This window comes from Nocardioides sp. Kera G14, from assembly GCF_020715565.1.
In the GTDB taxonomy this organism is placed as follows: domain Bacteria; phylum Actinomycetota; class Actinomycetes; order Propionibacteriales; family Nocardioidaceae; genus Nocardioides.
Genome location: NZ_CP085839.1, coordinates 961250 through 976901 on the forward strand (window position 1 = coordinate 961250; position 15652 = coordinate 976901).

A 15652-nucleotide genomic window follows, 5' to 3' on the forward strand; every position below is an offset into this window, starting at 1 on the left:
CCATGGCCACCATCCGTTTCAACGACGTCGAGTGCTGGTATCCCGGTGCTGACGGCCCCTCCGTCTCTGACCTCGACCTGGAGATCAAGGACGGCGAGTTCATGGTCCTCGTCGGACCGTCGGGCTGCGGCAAGTCCACCACCCTGCGCATGCTCGCCGGCCTCGAGGAGGTGACCTCGGGGACGATCCACATCGGTGACCGCGAGGTCTCCCACGTGCCGCCGAAGGACCGCGACATCGCGATGGTCTTCCAGAACTACGCGCTGTACCCGCACATGACGGTCGCGGAGAACATGGCCTTCGCCCTCAAGATGGCGAAGCTGCCCAAGGACGAGCAGGACCGCCGCGTCAAGGAGGCGGCCGGGATCCTCGGCCTCACCGACTACCTCGACCGCAAGCCGAAGGCGCTCTCCGGCGGTCAGCGACAGCGCGTCGCCATGGGGCGCGCCATCGTGCGCAAGCCGCAGGTCTTCCTGATGGACGAGCCGCTCTCGAACCTCGACGCGAAGATGCGCGTCCAGACCCGCACCGACATCGCGAAGCTCCAGCGCGACCTCGGCGTCACCACGGTCTACGTCACCCATGACCAGGTCGAGGCCATGACGATGGGCGACCGCGTCGCGGTCATGAACGCCGGTCGCCTCCAGCAGGTCGACACCCCGCTGAACCTCTACGACAAGCCCGCCAACGTCTTCGTGGCCGGTTTCATCGGATCCCCGCAGATGAACCTGCTCCCGGGCAAGGGCGCCAACGGCGTGGTCAACCTCGGTGGGTACTCGATCGCCAAGCCCGGCGTCGAGGGTGACGTCACCGTGGGGATCCGGCCGGAGGCATGGAAGGTCGTCCCCGACTCCGAGGTCGGACTCAAGGTCGACGTACTGGTGGTCGAGGAGCTGGGTTCGGACGGCTACGTCTACGGCTCGGCCGACGTCGGTGGGGAGCAGCGCAACGTCGTCGTCCGCGTCGGCGCCCGCGACCGGATCCAGAAGGGCCAGATCCTCAACGTGGCGGCGGACCCGACGCAGATCCACCTCTTCGACGCCGAGACGGGGCTCCGCCTCGGCGACTGACGGCGTCACGACTCATGGGTGAGTACCGCCTCACCTTCTCGGGAGTGTCGACCGCGCTGCTCGACCTGCCCTTCAGCACACCGCTGGAGGAGTGGGACGTGCCGGCGCTGGTCGACCTCCCGCGAGGCATCTCGCGGCATGTGGTGCGCTTCGTGCGCGCCGGCCGCGAGGTCTTCGCGCTCAAGGAGGCGACCGACCGCTTCGTGACCTCGGAGTTCCGGCTCCTCCACCTGCTGGAGGAGAAGGGCGTTCCGGCCGTCGAGGCGTTCGGCACCGTCACCGGTCGTCGTGACGAGGCCGGCGAGGAGTTGGGTGGTCTCCTGATCACCCGGCACCTCGCCTATTCGGTGCCCTACCGCACGCTCTTCCTCGAGCCGCGCGGCGTCGAGGTGCGCGCGCGTCTGATCGACGCGCTCGCGGTGCTCTTCGTCCGGCTGCACCTGGCCGGCTTCTTCTGGGGTGACTGCTCGCTGTCCAACACCCTCTTCCGGCGCGACGCCGGGGCGCTGTCGGCCTACCTGGTCGATGCGGAGACCGGCGAGACGCATGCGGCGCTCACGGAAGGCCAGCGGGACTGGGACATCGAGGTCGCGACCGGCAACATCCTGGGTGAGCTCTTCGACGTGCAGGCGAGCGGCGTGTCGACCGGCAGCCTGGACCCGGTCGCGATCGCGGAGCAGTTGCGGCCGGCGTACGAGAGCCTGTGGTGGGAGATCACCAGCCCGGAGGTGATCCCGCGCGACGAGAGCTTCCGGATCGACCAGCGCGTACGTCGCCTCAACCAGCTCGGCTTCGACATCGAGCAGATGGAGATCACGCCCATGGAGGGCGGGTCATTACTGCGCTACCAGCCGCAGGTCTTCGAGCCGGGGCACCATGTGCGGCGGCTCTTCCAGCTCACCGGGCTCGACGTGCAGGAGAACCAGGCGCGCACGCTGCTGGCGGAGCTCGCGCGGTTCAAGGCCCGCTGGGAGGCCGGTGTCGGTCATCCGGTCGCCGAGGACGAGGCGGCGCGCGAGTGGCTCGACGACAAGTACTACGGGACGCTGCGGCTCGTGCCCGACGAGTTCCGCAACGGGGCGCTCCCCGACGCCGAGCTCTTCTTCGAGATCAGCCAGCACCGCTGGTTCCTCAGTGAGGCGCGCGGTGAGGACGTCGGGCGCGAGGAAGCGGTCAGGAGCTACGTGAAGACCGTTCTGGACTTCAACCCCTGATGGCCGCGCACCATGGGTGCGCGGCCATCAGGACTGACAGGGTCAGCGAGGCTCAGGGGCGGATGGTGTCCGCGGCCTTGTGCGCGAACTCCTCGACCTTCTCCGCCACCTTGTCGGCGACGGGAGCGGCGGCCTCGGCAGCCTTGGAGGCGACATCGGCCGCCTTCTCGGAGGCCTTGTGGCTGGCGGCCTGCGTCGCGGTGGCGGCCGAGCCGGCGAAGGCGACGGCCTCCTTGCGCGAAGTCAGACCCAGCTTGCGGGCGACAACATAGGCGGCGGCGCCGCCGAGCAGGATGACAACAAGTGATCGCATGCAAGGGGTGTGCCCTAACGCTGCGGTCTTATGCGAAATCAGTCCAATGGCTCCGGAATCGGCTGCTTGGGCAGCTTCTTCACCCGCGGCCGACGCTTGGGGCGCTCGGGAATCATCGAGCGCATCTCCTCCAGCTTGCCCCAGCAGAGCAGCCGGTCCTCGGCCTGGAGGATGTGGCGGGCGTTGGGGTTCGGGATCACGAGACTCCCGCGGTGGAGCGTGAGCACGCTGATGTCGCGGTCACGCAGACCCGACTCGCCCAGCGACTTGCCCACGATGTCGGCGTCACCGTGCACGACGAGTTCGGCGACGCCGTACCCCGTGGAGACGGCGAGCCGCTCACGGACGTCGATCTGGGGGAAGTTCACCTGATTGGCGATGTAGTCGATGATCGCTCCGGCGACGTCGAGCTTGGTGGCCTCCTCGATGCCCTGCAGGCCGGGGGAGGAGTTGACCTCCATGACGAGCGGTCCCTCGTCGCTCTCGAGCATGTCGACGCCGGCCACCTTCAGGCCCATGATCTGGGCCGCGCGCACGGCGGTCTGCTCGTACTCCTCGGTGATCTCGATCCGCTCGACCGAGCCGCCGCGGTGGACGTTGGAGCGGAACTCGTCGCCCTGCGCGCTGCGCCGCATCGCGGCGACGACGCGGTCACCGACGACGAGGGCGCGGATGTCGCGACCCTTGGACTCCTTGATGAACTTCTGGATCAGGACGTTCTGGCGGGTGGACTGGAGGGTCTCGATGATCGCCTCGGCGACCTTCTTGTCCGGCGCGAGGATGACGCCGATGCCCTGCGTGCCCTCGAGCAGCTTGATCACGACCGGCGCGCCACCGACGCGCTCGATCGCGGGGATCACGTCGGCGCGGCCCTGCACGAAGGCGGTCGGCGGCATCGCGACATCGTGGCGCGACAGGATCTGGTTGGCGCGCAGCTTGTCGCGGCTGTTGGCGATGCCAGCTGCGGTGTTGGGCGTGTAGACGTCCATCTGCTCGAACTGCCGGACGACGGCGGTGCCGTAGTAGGTGATCGAGTTGCCGATGCGCGGCAGGATCGCGTCGTAGTCGCTCAGTCGTCGGCCGCGGAACTGCAGGTCGGGCTCGTCTCCGGAGAGGTCGATCGCGAAGCGCAGTGTGTTGAGCACCTTGACCTCGTGACCGCGGTCGACGGCAGCGGCACGGAGCCGTTGGGTGCTGTAGGCACGAGGCGCGCGCGAGAGGATCGCGATCTTCACGTAGGACTTCCTGCTTGGATAGACGGCGTGGAGAGACTGGTCGGATGGCGCGAGTGGGTCGGCCTGCCGGGCGTCGGTGTCGAATGGCTCAAGGCCAAGATAGACACAGGCGCCCAGACGTCCTCACTGCACGCCTTCGGTGTCGAGGAGTTCGAGCGGGACGGTGCGCCGTGGGTTCGCTTCGAGATCCATCCGCTGCAGCGCTCGGCCGCCGACAACGTCCAGGTAGAGCTGCCGGTGACCGACCGACGCAAGGTGCGCTCCTCCAACGGCGTGGCGCAGGTCCGGTACGTCGTCACGCTGGACGTCCGGCTCCTGGACGAGGTGGTTCCCGCCGAGGTCACGCTGACCCGACGCGACTCGATGGGTTACCGGATGCTGGTCGGACGCGAGCTGCTCAGCAAGGGCTTCCTCGTCGACTCGTCCGCCTCCTACCTCGGAGGCAAGCCGAAGCGGCGGATCCGGGATCGGCATCGCAAGTCCGACGACTGAGTCGTCGCTCAGCCCCGACCCGGAACGACCCAGGTCGGCTTCGCACCGCCGTCGCGGGAGGAGTTGACCACCATCGAGCCCGCCTCGAGCGCGACCCGGGTCAGACCGCCTCGCAGCGCAGTGACGCCGTCCGCGTCGCGGACCGCGACGACTCGCAGGTCGACGTGGCGGGGCTCGAGCCGACCGTCGACGATGACCGGCAGCGTCGAGAGCTCGATGACGTCCTGGGCGATCCACGCGTGCGGGTCGTCGTGGATGGCCTTCCGCGCCTCCTCGATCTCCTCTTCGGAGGCCGCGGGCCCGACGACGACACCGTGACCGCCGTAGCCGTCACGCGGCTTGACGACGAGCTCATGCAGGCGCTCGGAAGCGTCGGCGAGCTTCGCCTCGTTGAGCAGGTCATAGGTCCGGACCGACGGCAGGAGTGGATCCTCGCCGAGGTAGAAGCGGGTCAGGTCGTCGACGTACGCGTAGAGCATCTTGTCGTCGCCAACCCCGCCACCGAAGCGGTTGACCATGCCGACCCGGCCGGCGCGGAGCGGGTCGAGCACGATCTCGGCGAGAGGTGTCATCACGCCGTTCTCGTCACGGATGCTGTCGTCGTCGCTGCGTCGGTAGAAGGCCCGCACGGGCGTCCCGTCGGAGAGCTCGACCCGGTCCCCGCGGCGGCGCAGGTCATTGACCAGCGCGATGCGCAGCCCGGCCGCCTCGGCGATGCGCTGGTGCTCGTACCACGCGGAGTTCAGCTCTCCGTCGGTGATGAGCAGCAGCTCGCCGTCGACGTCAGGGGCCGAGCTCTCCAGTGCGCGCCGGAGCGCGTCGGCGCCCGCCTGCAGGAAGGAGGGGGAGTCTGTCTGGGGTCCGAGGTCGGTGACGTCGGCGACCACGCTGTTGGCCGCGTCGGCGTAGGCGAGGCCGGCCGGCGTACGGAGGTTGTCCTCGAGGACGCGGAAGCGGCCGTCGCGATCGCGGACGAGGTCGAAGCCGATCACGGTGACCCAGCCGTCCGGCGGCTCGGGCCACCCGGCCAGGTCCTTCTCGAAGTACGGCGTCTCGTCCAGCACCCGAGCCGGCAGCACGCCCTCGTTGACCGCGCGGCGCTCCCCATAGGCATCGGCGACGAGTGCGTTGAGCACCTCGGCGCGCTGGCTGACGCCGCGGGCGAGCAGGTTCCACTCGTCCTCGGTGAGGAGGCGGGGGATGGGGTCGACCTGGTAGGCGTGGGCCTCCTCGCCGCCGAAGACGACTCCGTCGGCAGCGAGCTGCTCGTTGACCGTCCTCGAGAGCTTGTCGAGGTCGGTGCGCTCGAGTCGCGCCATCGTCTCCGCATAGACCTCCCGGACCTCGCCCGGTGCTGCGAAGACCTCGTCGTAGGCCTCGCCTGTGTCGTAGTCGCCCCACCGCTTCATCGGCAGTCCCTCCCTGCTCGTTGATGTCGACGTGGAGCGGTACCCGTCGCGGGGCCGGCTATGCCCGGGATGCGACCGGGGGTCGGGGGTACGGCGTGAAGATGACTGATCTCACTGTCAACACTCGCCTGCTCGGGCTCAAGGACGTGAAACTGCACGTCGAGGACCACGGCGGTTCCGGTCGACCCGTGGTCCTCATCCACGGATGGCCGCTCTCGGGTGACTCGTGGGTGGGTCAGCTCGGCGCCCTTCAGGGGGCCGGGCTCCGCGTGATCACCTACGACCGCAGGGGATTCGGTCGCAGCGACAAGCCCGCCACCGGCTACAGCTACGACACCCTCGCGGACGACCTCGCCGGGCTGATCGAGGCGCTCGGCCTGCACGACGCGTCGCTGGTCGGCTTCTCGATGGGTGGCGGCGAAGTCGCCCGGTACGTCGCCAAGCACGGCGAGGACCGGCTGCACAGTGTCGTCTTCGCTGCGGCCGTGCCGCCGATGATGATGAAGACCCCGGGCAACCCCGACGGCCCGCTCGAGATGTCCGAGGCCACGAAGATGACGGCCCAGCTGACCGCGGACCAGGATGCGTTCTACGACGACTTCACGCGCAAGTTCTTCTCGCCGAACGCCGACGGGAACCTGCTCATCAGCGAGGACCAGCGACAGGAGGCGCTCCGGCTGTGCCACCAGGCCGGCAAACTGCCGGCTCTCGAGGCGCTGCAGTCCTTCGGCATCACGGACTTCCGGGAGGACCTCGGCCGGATCACCGTGCCGACGCTGGTCGTCCATGGTGACGCGGACGGAGTCGTGCCGTTCGAGGGTTCTGGTCGGCGTACGCACGGGGCGGTGCCGCACAGCGAGCTCGTCCTCATCGCGGGCGGGCCGCACGGGCTCAATGTCTCGCACGCCGCCGAGTTCAACCGAGCCCTGATCACGTTCCTGACCCGGCCCTGAACGATCGGAGGCCGCGCGATTTGGGTTCTCCCGGCCGCACCTGTAACGTTCTATTCACCGACGCGGGGTGGAGCAGCTCGGTAGCTCGCTGGGCTCATAACCCAGAGGTCACAGGTTCAAATCCTGTCCCCGCTACTTCAGACAGAGAGCCCCTCACAGACTGTGAGGGGCTCTCTGCTTTCCGCAACCGTTCCCGGCGCCTGCAGCCTCGCGGTGTCCTGGGCGGGCGCGTGTATCCGACCTGAGGTGCTCTCGACGGGGCGCCCGGGCGCGGCCGTGATCAGGATGGCGTCCGGCGGCCTTCGAGCGGTGGGCTAGCTGACGTCGCGCTCCCGTGTCATGGCGCGGTGTGTTTCCTCAGCACTGAGAGCCCGGACCGGTAGCGGTAAGAAATCGCTCCGGTCGGTGCGGATGCCGTCGAGGAACAGCGTCAGGTAGCGGGTGTAGAGCCCTGGTGCGATGGCTCGGCTGCTCTCCATGATCGCCGAGAGCCCGAGCTGGACGAAGATCAAGTCCGACTGGTCGAGGTCGGGCCGGACCACACCTTGCTCCTGGGCGCGCTCGACCAGCTGGTGAATGAGCGGCGCGATGTGGTCGCGTGCGTCGCTGACGCGGTCGCGGCCGAGCGCGGCGTTGTTCATGATCTGGTTCAGGCCGCGGTCTCCGAACTGCATGTGCAGTGACCGCTCGAGGAACATGACCAAGCCGGCCCATGCGTCCGGTTCGGTGAGCGCCTCGTTCGCCACGGCAGCGATGTCTTGTAGCGCTTCTTCGAAGAGCGCGTCGATGACCTCTTCCTTGTTGGCGAAGCGCCGGTAGGCGGTGCCAACGCCGACTCCGGCGTGGTGGGCGATGTCGTTGAGGGTGACGTCCAGGCCGCGGACGGCGAAGAGCTCTCGAGCGGCTGCGAGGAGGCGTTCGCGGTTGATGACCGCGTCCTTGCGCAGGGGCCGCTGCTCGTTGCCTTCGCTCATGTGACTCACCCTACCAGCGAAGCGGATGAATAGTATCCGCTTCGGTGTTACAGTGCACGCAAGCGGATGGGACGTCTCCGGATATTGACGCTATCCCAGTCCGCAGGACTGCTTCCGGTACTGACGCGAATCACACCGGGGGGGCCCATGACCAGCCGGTGTGCCGATGTTTCGCCACGTGAACGCCGAGCACCAGGAGACCACCGCCAACCAAGGAGCGAGAAATGAAGACAGCGATCTTCAACGGCCCGGGCAACATCACGGTCGAGGAGCGATCCAAGCCCGCCATCAACGAGCCCACCGACGCCGTCGTGCGCGTGGTGCTGGCCTGCGTCTGCGGATCGGACCTGTGGTTCTACCGCGGCATCTCCGACCTGCCCCGCGGCTCGGTCGGCCACGAGTTCATTGGCGTGGTCGACGAGATCGGTGAGGCCGTCGCCGGCCTCGCGCTCGGCGACTTCGTCATCTCCCCGTTCTCTTGGAGCGACGGCACCTGCAAGAACTGCGAGGACGGGTTCCACACCGCGTGCGTCCACGGCGGCTTCTTCGGCCAGGGCGGTGAGGGCGACGGCGGCCAGGCCGAGTTCGTCCGCGTCCCCCACGCCGACGGGACCCTGGTCAAGGTTGAGGGTGCGGACTTCTCCGAGGAGACCATGGCCTCGATGCTTGCGCTCTCCGACGTGATGGCCACCGGCTACCACGCCGCCGTCAGCGCCGGCGTCACGGAAGGCGACACTGTCGCCGTCGTCGGCGACGGCGCGGTCGGGCTCTCCGGCGTGCTGTCGGCCAAGATGCTCGGCGCCGAGCGGATCATTGTGCTCGGCAGCAAGACCGAGTCCAGGCACACCCTGGCCCGCGAGTGGGGCGCCACCGAGATCATCAACGAGCGCGGTGAGGCCGCCGTCAAGGCGTTGCAGGACCTCACCGACGGCTACGGCGCGGACGCAGTCCTGGAATGCGTCGGCACCAAGGAGTCGACCCAGACCGCGTTCGCCATCGCCAAGGCCGGCGCCATCGTGGGCCGCGTCGGCGTACCGCACGACGCCGCGGTCGACGCCGAGGGCACCTTCTACCGCAACGTCGGCATGCGCGGCGGCCCCGCACCGGCCCGCCACTACCAGCCGCAGTTGCTCAAGGCCGTCCTGGCCGGCGATATCAACCCCGGCAAGGTCTTCGACCTGACCACCGACCTCGACCACATCGCCGAGGCCTACGCCGCCATGGACGAGCGGCGCGCGATCAAGGCCTTGGTCAAGGTCAGTGAATTGGCATGAGCGACAACAACGACGACAACAACGAGAAGGCCGGTTGGACCGGCGGACAGAACGCCTTCGGAGACTTCGCACCTGGGATGGTGCACTACACCGACAAGGTCCTCTTCGATGAGGTGTGGGAGCGCGACGGGCTCTCCAAGCGCGACCGCAGCCTCATCACCATCTCCGCGCTCACAGCGCTCGGGAAGATGGACCAGCTGCAGTTCCACCTCGCCTTCGCCCGCCGCAACGGCGTCACCGACGACGAACTGAAGGAGGCGCTTCTGCAGCTCGCCTTCTACGCCGGCTGGCCCAACGGCATGGGCGCTACCACCGTCCTGAAGAACATCATCGAGAACGAGGAGTCAGCATGAGCCACGACGACTTCGACCAGATCTTCCCGCTCGGGAAGAAGAACGACGCCTACGCGCAGTACTTCACCGGCCAGAGCTACAACGCCCTGCTCGCGCCCGGGAGCGTTCCGGTCGCCAACATCACCTTCGAGCCCTCCTGCCGCAACAACTGGCACATCCATCACGGCACCGCCGGTGGCGGGGACCAGATCCTGATGTGCACCGCCGGCTCCGGCTGGTACCAGGCCGAAGGCGAGGATCCGGTCAGCATGGAGCCAGGCACCGTGGTCCGGGTCCCGGCCGGCACCAAGCACTGGCACGGCGCCAAGGCGGACTCGTGGTTCTCCCACCTCGCCTTCATCACCCCCGGCGAGGGCGTGAGCAACGAATGGCTCGAGCCGGTCATCGACGAGGAGTACGCCCAGCTGCCGAAGAGCGCACACAATCCCGTGGCCGGCGACTGAGGGGCGATGGCGTCATGCGGAGCAAGCTCACCGTCAGCGGCATCGAGCTGGCTTGAGCTGAGCGACTTCAACGGCCGCGAGCGGCGCCGACCTTCCACACCGCCTGAACCTTGGCGAAGAGTTGTCCGCTGCTCGGCACGGCCGGGCGACGTCGCGCACTACGCGCCGTGACGCAACATGGCGGGCACTTGCCACCGCACGACTGATTCTCACGCTTGCAAGGACTTCATCGGGGCGTTAGGCCGCGAGAGCGGCCGGTGTCCCCGCTACAAGACTCAGGCTCGGTTCCCGCTGGGGACCGAGCCTGAAAGCATTCGAGCTGACTCGATCATCGGAAACCCATCGCTCACGGCTCAGTAGCCCGCGCGACGGCTCGCTTGAGTGGCCGGTCTCGAGGGACCTCGTGCCAGCCGACGGTTCCACCACGACGGACGCTGTTTGGCCTGTTCCAAGAGGCGGTCGTACTCCCGTGGCGTGATCCACCGCAGTACGGGGGCCACGAGGAGCACAGTGCCGAAGCCCCAGCGCCACTGGCTCCGATTCTCGATGAGCCCTCCGGCTGCTGCCAGCGCCGAGACCTGCAGCAGCACGTTGTAGGGACCGATGATTCGACCGTCCAACCCTTCGCACTCGGTCAGCCACGGTAAACCTGCACGCCAGACCCGCGGCCAGCTGCTGTAGTGCCCGATAACGGCTGCTGCGAAGAACCCGTTGAGCATGGCAAAGCGGCGGTCACCGCGAGGGCTGGTCAGCCTCGCCGCTGGGGCATACGCCGCTGCTAACGGGGCGCCGAGCATCACAGACGCTCTGCCCACCCCCAGGTGCGGCGACCCCGGTACGGCGACGCCGGCGGCCAACTCGTAGCCGAGGTGCCCAGCAATCGTGAGAATGCCAAGCCTCGTGAAAGGTCGCGCAACCACACATGTCTTTGTACCCGACGCCTGGATCTGGTCGCCGTCGGCGATTTGGCAGTTCTCGCGTCGCTCATCGTCGACCCCGACACGATTCGAGGTCGTTCGGCCGGTCCGTACGCTTGGCGAGGTGACCACGGGCTCCGTTACGACCGTCTTTCAGCACCGGTTCGCCGACGAGCTGGGCGAACTGGCGGTGCCTTGGCAGGCTGCCGAGGCCCCGAACCCCCGTCTGTTGCTGCTCAACGACGAGCTGGCCGTCGAGCTCGGGCTCGACCCGGAGGAGCTGAACACTCCCGATGGTCTGCGTCTGCTCACGGGCACTCGGATGCCTCCCGGGGCGACACCGGTGGCGCAGGCGTACGCCGGCCACCAGTTCGGTGGCTACTCGCCCCGGCTCGGCGACGGCCGAGCGCTCCTGATCGGCGAGCTCACAGACCGCGAGGGTCGGCTCCGCGACCTGCACCTCAAGGGCTCCGGACGCACGCCGTTCTCCCGCGGCGGCGACGGTCTGGCCGCGGTCGGCCCGATGCTGCGCGAGTACGTCATGGGTGAGGCCATGCACGCCCTCGGCGTACCGACCACCCGTGCGCTCGCGGTGGTCGCCACCGGCCGGCCCGTACGACGCGAGACCGTCCTCCCCGGTGCAGTGCTCGCACGGGTGGCGAGCAGCCACCTGCGTGTCGGCACCTTCCAGTACGCCGCCGCCACCGGCGACCTGGGCCTGCTGCGCAGGCTGGCCGACTTTGCCATCGAGCGTCACCACCCCACAGCAGCCTTGGCCGAGCACCCCTACCGTGCCCTCTTCGAGAGCGTCGTTGTCGCCCAGGCTGAGCTCGTCGCCCGCTGGATGCTCCTCGGGTTCGTCCACGGCGTCATGAACACCGACAACATGACGATCTCCGGCGAGACCATCGACTACGGGCCGTGCGCCTTCATGGAAGCATTCGACCCCGCCACGGTTTTCAGCTCCATCGACACCGGTGGGCGCTACTCCTACGGCAACCAACCCGTCGCTGCTGAGTGGAACCTCGCGCGCTTCGCCGAGAGCCTCCTCCCGCTGCTGGCCGACGACCAGGACGCCGCCGTTGCGCTGGCCGTGGAGTCGCTGGGCCGCTTCGCGCCGACCTACTCCGCGGCCTGGTCGACCGGGCTCCGGGCCAAGCTCGGGCTGTCCAGAGCCGCCGGCGCAGTGGACGAGGTCGACGAGCTGGCGGAGCAGTTCGTCCAGTTCCTACGCGCCGACCGCGTCGACTGGACCAGCGGATTCCGGGCCCTTGGCTCGGCCGCTCGGGGCTCCGCCGAGCCGCTGCGGGGGCTCTTCCTCGACCTGGCCGGCATCGATGACTGGCTCGCCCGCTGGCTGGCGCTGGCTCCTGACGACAGCCTCCTGGACCGCTCGAACCCGCTCTACATTCCGCGCAACCACCTCGTGGAGGACGCTTTGGACGCTGCCACCGCTGGCGACCTCGCCCTGGTGCGACAGCTGGTCGAGGTGGTGCGGCACCCCTGGACCGAGCGGCCCGGCCTCGAGCTGTACGCCGCGCCGGCTCCCGAAGACTTCGGCCGCTACACCACCTACTGCGGTACCTGAACGACGTCCGGTCGTCGAAAGAGCCGGGTGCGATGGCGCCACGCCAGTCGTGGCCAAAGCCCTACCTGGCGCACCGGCTCCTTGCCACCGGGGTCGCCCGAAGGGGCGCGGTCTGGGATGGGTCTCCGCAGCCGCCAGACCGACGCTGAGAGGACATCACGCATCGATAACCTGTGTCGGTGACTGACGAAGATCCGATCGGCGAACTGCTCGCAGACTTTCCGGTGACGGTGCAGATCCCCGTTGCGTGGGGCGACATGGACGCCATGGGACACGTGAATAACGCCGTCTACTTCCGCTACTTCGAGACGGCTCGGATCAAGTGCTTAGCAGAGCTGGGCCTGGGCTCGATCGAGCAGTCGGACGGCGTCGGACCGATTCTGCACTCGGCAAGCTGCCGGTTCCGGATCCCGCTGACTCATCCCGACACAGTGACCGTAGGCGCGCAGATCGGGGAGGTGGGCCACGACCGGTTCGTCATGCGGTACCGGGCTGTGAGCCACCACCATGGCGCGGTCGCTGCAGATGGCGAATCGCTGATCGTTACCTTCGACTACTCCACAGGCGGCAAGGCTCGGGTCTCGGATGCTCTGGCAGCGCGTCTCGTGGACTTGCGCCGAGCCTAACCACGGCTGGTCGCGGTTCCAGAGTCACGCGCTTAAGCGGGGGAATGGCGCGAAGGTATTGCTCGGAACCGGTCCCGGAGCCCGGGCAGAACGAAGGGGCCCGCCTGCGCCAACGAGGTCGAGTCGCTTGCTTTCCTCTGCGGGCAGAAGCGACCGGGCTAACCTGCAAACATGACGAGCGAGCACGACGAGATCGACATCAAGCCGCGGTCCCGGCAGGTCACGGACGGCATCGAGGCGACCGCGTCGCGCGGCATGCTGCGTGCCGTCGGCCTCGGCGACGAGGACTTCGCCAAGCCCCAGATCGGTGTGGCCAGCAGCTGGAACGAGATCACGCCGTGCAACCTCTCGCTCGACCGGCTCGCCAAGGCGGTGAAGAACGGCGTCCACGCCGGCGGCGGCTATCCGCTGGAGTTCGGGACGATCTCCGTCTCCGACGGCATCTCGATGGGCCACGAGGGCATGCACTTCTCGCTCGTCTCGCGCGAGATCATCGCCGACTCCGTCGAGGCCGTGATGATGGCCGAGCGACTCGACGGATCCGTGCTGCTGGCCGGCTGCGACAAGTCGCTGCCCGGCATGCTGATGGCCGCCGCGCGCCTCGATCTCGCCGGTGTCTTCCTGTACGCCGGCACGATCATGCCCGGACAGGTCGACGGCAAGGACGTCACGCTCATCGATGCCTTCGAGGGCGTGGGCGCCTGCCTGGCGGGGAAGATCTCGCGTGAGCAGCTCGACAAGATCGAGCGCAACATCTGTCCGGGCGAGGGCGCCTGCGGTGGCATGTACACCGCCAACACGATGGCCTCCGTCGCCGAGGCACTCGGCATGTCCCTGCCCGGTTCAGCGGCCCCGCCGGCGGTCGACCGGCGCCGCGACGGTTTTGCTCACCGTTCGGGGGAGGCCGTGGTCGAGCTCCTGCGCCGGGGGATCACCGCCCGCCAGATCATGACCAAGGAGGCGTTCGAGAACGCCATCACCGTCGTGATGGCGCTGGGCGGCTCCACCAACGCTGTCCTCCACCTGCTCGCCATCGCACGGGAGGCCGACGTCGACCTCACGCTCGAGGACTTCAGCCGGATCGGCGCCAAGGTCCCACACCTGGCCGACCTCAAGCCCTTCGGCCGCTACGTGATGTACGACGTCGACAAGATCGGCGGTATCCCGGTGGTCATGAAGGCGCTTCTCGACGCCGGCCTGCTGCACGGCGAGTGCCTCACCGTCACTGGCAAGACCATGGCGGAGAACCTTGCCGACCTGGCCCCGGCCCCGCTCGACGACGACGTCATCCGCTCCATGGAGCGCCCGATCCACCGCACCGGCGGCATCACGATCCTGCACGGCTCGCTGGCGCCCGAGGGGGCAGTGGTCAAGAGCGCCGGCTTCGACGAGACCGTCTTCCGTGGCACGGCCCGGGTCTTCGACCGCGAGCGCGCCGCGCTCGACGCCCTGACCGAGGGCCGGATCCAGCCCGGAGACGTCGTCGTGATCCGCTACGAGGGTCCCAAGGGTGGCCCCGGCATGCGGGAGATGCTCGCCATCACGGGTGCGATCAAGGGGGCCGGCCTCGGCAAGGACGTCCTGCTGATCACGGACGGCCGGTTCTCAGGCGGCACGACGGGCCTCTGTGTCGGTCACATCGCGCCCGAGGCGGCCGACGGTGGGCCCATCGCGTTCGTCCGTGACGGCGATCCGATCACGCTCGACGTACTCAACGGGTCGCTCGAGGTCGAGGTGGAGCCCGACGAGCTCGAGCGACGTCGCGAGGGCTGGACGCCGGTGCCGCCGCACTTCACCACCGGGGTCCTCGGCAAGTACGCCAAGCTCGTCCAGTCGGCCGCGCACGGCGCCGTCACGAGTTGAGGTCCTTCGACAGTCTGAGCGCCTCGTCGAGCGTGTGCTCGGCCTCGGTCGCCGCCGCGTCGGCTGAAGCCTGAGCCTCCTCGGCATCGGCCAGGTGGTCCTCGGCCTCCTTGGCGGCCTGTTCGGCCTCGATCACCCGGCGGCGGAGCTCCTCGAGCTCGGCGTGCGCCTGGAGTACGCCGGCCTGCCGCTCGTGCACGAGGCGGTTGGCCTCCTGCTGGCTGGCCCGGGCGGCCTCCGCCTCCCGTCGTGCCTGCTCGACCGCCTGTCGAGCAGCCTCCCGTCGTTCGGCCCGTTCGGCCTGTTCCGCCCGTTTGCGCTCGGCAGCGGCCCGCTCGGCGTCATCGGCCCGACGACGCCCGGACGGCTTCTTCACCGCCCGCAGTCCCGCTGGAGCGGGAGCGGCGTGATGGCCGACCGCCTCGGAAAGGGCGACGGCGCGGGTCACGTCGACGGGCTCGATGCCGGTCGAGGTCAAGGCGGTGAGCAGGAGCCCACTGCGGACCGCTGCCGCTGCGTTCTCGTCGATCATGGCCGCGGTGAGGGTCTGTTCGACCTGCTCGGCCACCGACTCGGTCAGCCGGACCCCGTGCTCGAGGGCCAGCGCACGGGCCCGCGTAGTCATCGCGGCCGTGAGCTGTCGCCGCTGGGTGGTGAGAGTCCGCAACTGAGCAGCGTCGAGGTCTGCCTGGGCCGCGCGCAGCGCGGCGCCGACGGCGAGCATCTGCTCGACCTCCTCGGTCGCGTGCCGGACCAGGAGGTTGACCGCCCAGGCGGCGGTCGAGGCCTTGGGCAGGCCTTTGACCACCGTTGCCTCCGGGGTGCCCTTGAGCCGCTTCGCCTCGGCGTCGCGAGCGCGGATGAACTCCGCAGGCACCAGCCCGTACAGCTCGCCCGCAATCTCGAGCACGCTCATCGCTGCCCTCCT

The 15652-nt window shown here is 68.6% G+C and carries 16 protein-coding genes, 1 tRNA gene and 1 pseudogene; 11 read left to right on the forward strand and 7 right to left on the reverse strand.

Features of this window, described 5'->3' with window-relative positions; translation table 11 throughout:
• The first annotated feature begins 2 nt into the window (after positions 1 to 2).
• Both LH076_RS04780 and LH076_RS04785 read left to right on the forward strand, forming a co-directional pair.
• Entirely contained in the window at positions 3 to 1070 is a 1068-nt protein-coding gene (locus LH076_RS04780; protein ID WP_227782859.1) for an ABC transporter ATP-binding protein, read from the forward strand.
• A 14-nt stretch (positions 1071 to 1084) separates the two neighbouring features.
• Positions 1085 to 2284, forward strand: a complete 1200-nt coding sequence (locus LH076_RS04785; RefSeq protein WP_227782860.1) for a DUF4032 domain-containing protein — start codon at positions 1085 to 1087, stop codon at positions 2282 to 2284.
• Between the two features lie 52 nt (positions 2285 to 2336).
• Here LH076_RS04785 and LH076_RS04790 read toward each other — a convergent pair whose 3' ends face one another.
• The 3 genes and pseudogenes from LH076_RS04790 to LH076_RS04795 form a co-directional block, all read right to left on the reverse strand.
• Positions 2337 to 2597 (reverse strand): hypothetical protein, encoded by a 261-nt coding sequence (locus LH076_RS04790; RefSeq protein ID WP_227782861.1) that lies wholly within the window; start codon positions 2595 to 2597, stop codon positions 2337 to 2339.
• Between the two features lie 38 nt (positions 2598 to 2635).
• Complete coding sequence (locus LH076_RS16995) at positions 2636 to 2965, reverse strand: cation:proton antiporter regulatory subunit (protein ID WP_415753314.1); 330 nt, start codon at positions 2963 to 2965, stop codon at positions 2636 to 2638.
• Between the two features lie 9 nt (positions 2966 to 2974).
• A pseudogene (locus LH076_RS04795) lies at positions 2975 to 3832 on the reverse strand (ATP-grasp domain-containing protein); the annotation flags it as partial.
• 27 nt (positions 3833 to 3859) lie between these two features.
• Between LH076_RS04795 and LH076_RS04800 the strand changes: the two are divergent.
• Positions 3860 to 4324, forward strand: coding sequence for an ATP-dependent zinc protease (locus LH076_RS04800; protein ID WP_227782863.1), 465 nt, complete (start codon positions 3860 to 3862; stop codon positions 4322 to 4324).
• Positions 4325 to 4332: 8 nt separating this feature from the next.
• Here the strand turns inward: LH076_RS04800 and LH076_RS04805 are convergent, their stop codons facing one another.
• Positions 4333 to 5733, reverse strand: a complete 1401-nt coding sequence (locus LH076_RS04805) for a circularly permuted type 2 ATP-grasp protein (RefSeq protein ID WP_227782864.1) — start codon at positions 5731 to 5733, stop codon at positions 4333 to 4335.
• Between the two features lie 101 nt (positions 5734 to 5834).
• Between LH076_RS04805 and LH076_RS04810 the strand changes: the two genes are divergently transcribed.
• Together LH076_RS04810 and LH076_RS04815 are read left to right on the forward strand one after the other, a co-directional pair.
• Positions 5835 to 6686 (forward strand): alpha/beta fold hydrolase, encoded by an 852-nt coding sequence (locus LH076_RS04810; protein ID WP_227782865.1) that lies wholly within the window; start codon positions 5835 to 5837, stop codon positions 6684 to 6686.
• Positions 6687 to 6747: 61 nt separating this feature from the next.
• Positions 6748 to 6821, forward strand: a tRNA-Met gene (locus tag LH076_RS04815).
• 179 nt (positions 6822 to 7000) lie between these two features.
• On the opposite strand, the gene LH076_RS04820 is transcribed toward LH076_RS04815, so the two are convergent.
• Positions 7001 to 7660 (reverse strand): TetR/AcrR family transcriptional regulator, encoded by a 660-nt coding sequence (locus LH076_RS04820; protein WP_227782866.1) that lies wholly within the window; start codon positions 7658 to 7660, stop codon positions 7001 to 7003.
• Between the two features lie 224 nt (positions 7661 to 7884).
• Here LH076_RS04820 and LH076_RS04825 point away from each other — a divergent pair, with 224 nt between their 5' ends.
• Genes LH076_RS04825 through LH076_RS04835 form a run of 3 tightly spaced genes read left to right on the forward strand, consistent with a single transcriptional unit; the run spans position 7885 to position 9730 of the window.
• The gene (locus tag LH076_RS04825) at positions 7885 to 8934 is read left to right on the forward strand and encodes a zinc-dependent alcohol dehydrogenase family protein (protein WP_227782867.1); all 1050 of its coding nucleotides are present in this window, start codon (positions 7885 to 7887) and stop codon (positions 8932 to 8934) included.
• Positions 8931 to 9287, forward strand: coding sequence for a carboxymuconolactone decarboxylase family protein (locus LH076_RS04830; protein WP_227782868.1), 357 nt, complete (start codon positions 8931 to 8933; stop codon positions 9285 to 9287). The genes LH076_RS04825 and LH076_RS04830 overlap by 4 nt, the downstream gene beginning before the upstream one ends.
• Entirely contained in the window at positions 9284 to 9730 is a 447-nt protein-coding gene (locus LH076_RS04835; protein ID WP_227782869.1) for a cupin domain-containing protein, read from the forward strand. Before LH076_RS04830 ends, LH076_RS04835 begins: the two co-directional genes overlap by 4 nt.
• Positions 9731 to 10083: 353 nt before the next feature.
• Here LH076_RS04835 and LH076_RS04840 read toward each other — a convergent pair whose 3' ends face one another.
• Complete coding sequence (locus LH076_RS04840; RefSeq protein WP_227782870.1) at positions 10084 to 10350, reverse strand: hypothetical protein; 267 nt, start codon at positions 10348 to 10350, stop codon at positions 10084 to 10086.
• A gap of 421 nt (positions 10351 to 10771) precedes the next feature.
• Between LH076_RS04840 and LH076_RS04845 the strand changes: the two genes are divergently transcribed.
• The 3 genes from LH076_RS04845 (at position 10772) to ilvD (ending at position 14724) form a co-directional block, all read left to right on the forward strand.
• Positions 10772 to 12235, forward strand: a complete 1464-nt coding sequence (locus LH076_RS04845; protein WP_227782871.1) for a protein adenylyltransferase SelO — start codon at positions 10772 to 10774, stop codon at positions 12233 to 12235.
• A gap of 179 nt (positions 12236 to 12414) precedes the next feature.
• On the forward strand, positions 12415 to 12861 hold the full coding sequence (locus tag LH076_RS04850; RefSeq protein WP_227782872.1) for an acyl-CoA thioesterase: 447 nt from the start codon (positions 12415 to 12417) through the stop codon (positions 12859 to 12861).
• 171 nt (positions 12862 to 13032) lie between these two features.
• Positions 13033 to 14724 (forward strand): dihydroxy-acid dehydratase, encoded by a 1692-nt coding sequence (gene ilvD, locus LH076_RS04855; RefSeq protein ID WP_227782873.1) that lies wholly within the window; start codon positions 13033 to 13035, stop codon positions 14722 to 14724.
• Here ilvD and LH076_RS04860 read toward each other — a convergent pair.
• Positions 14714 to 15640, reverse strand: coding sequence for a hypothetical protein (locus tag LH076_RS04860; RefSeq protein WP_227782874.1), 927 nt, complete (start codon positions 15638 to 15640; stop codon positions 14714 to 14716). The two genes, ilvD and LH076_RS04860, sit on opposite strands and share 11 nt — an antisense overlap.
• Between the last annotated feature and the right edge of the window lie 12 nt (positions 15641 to 15652).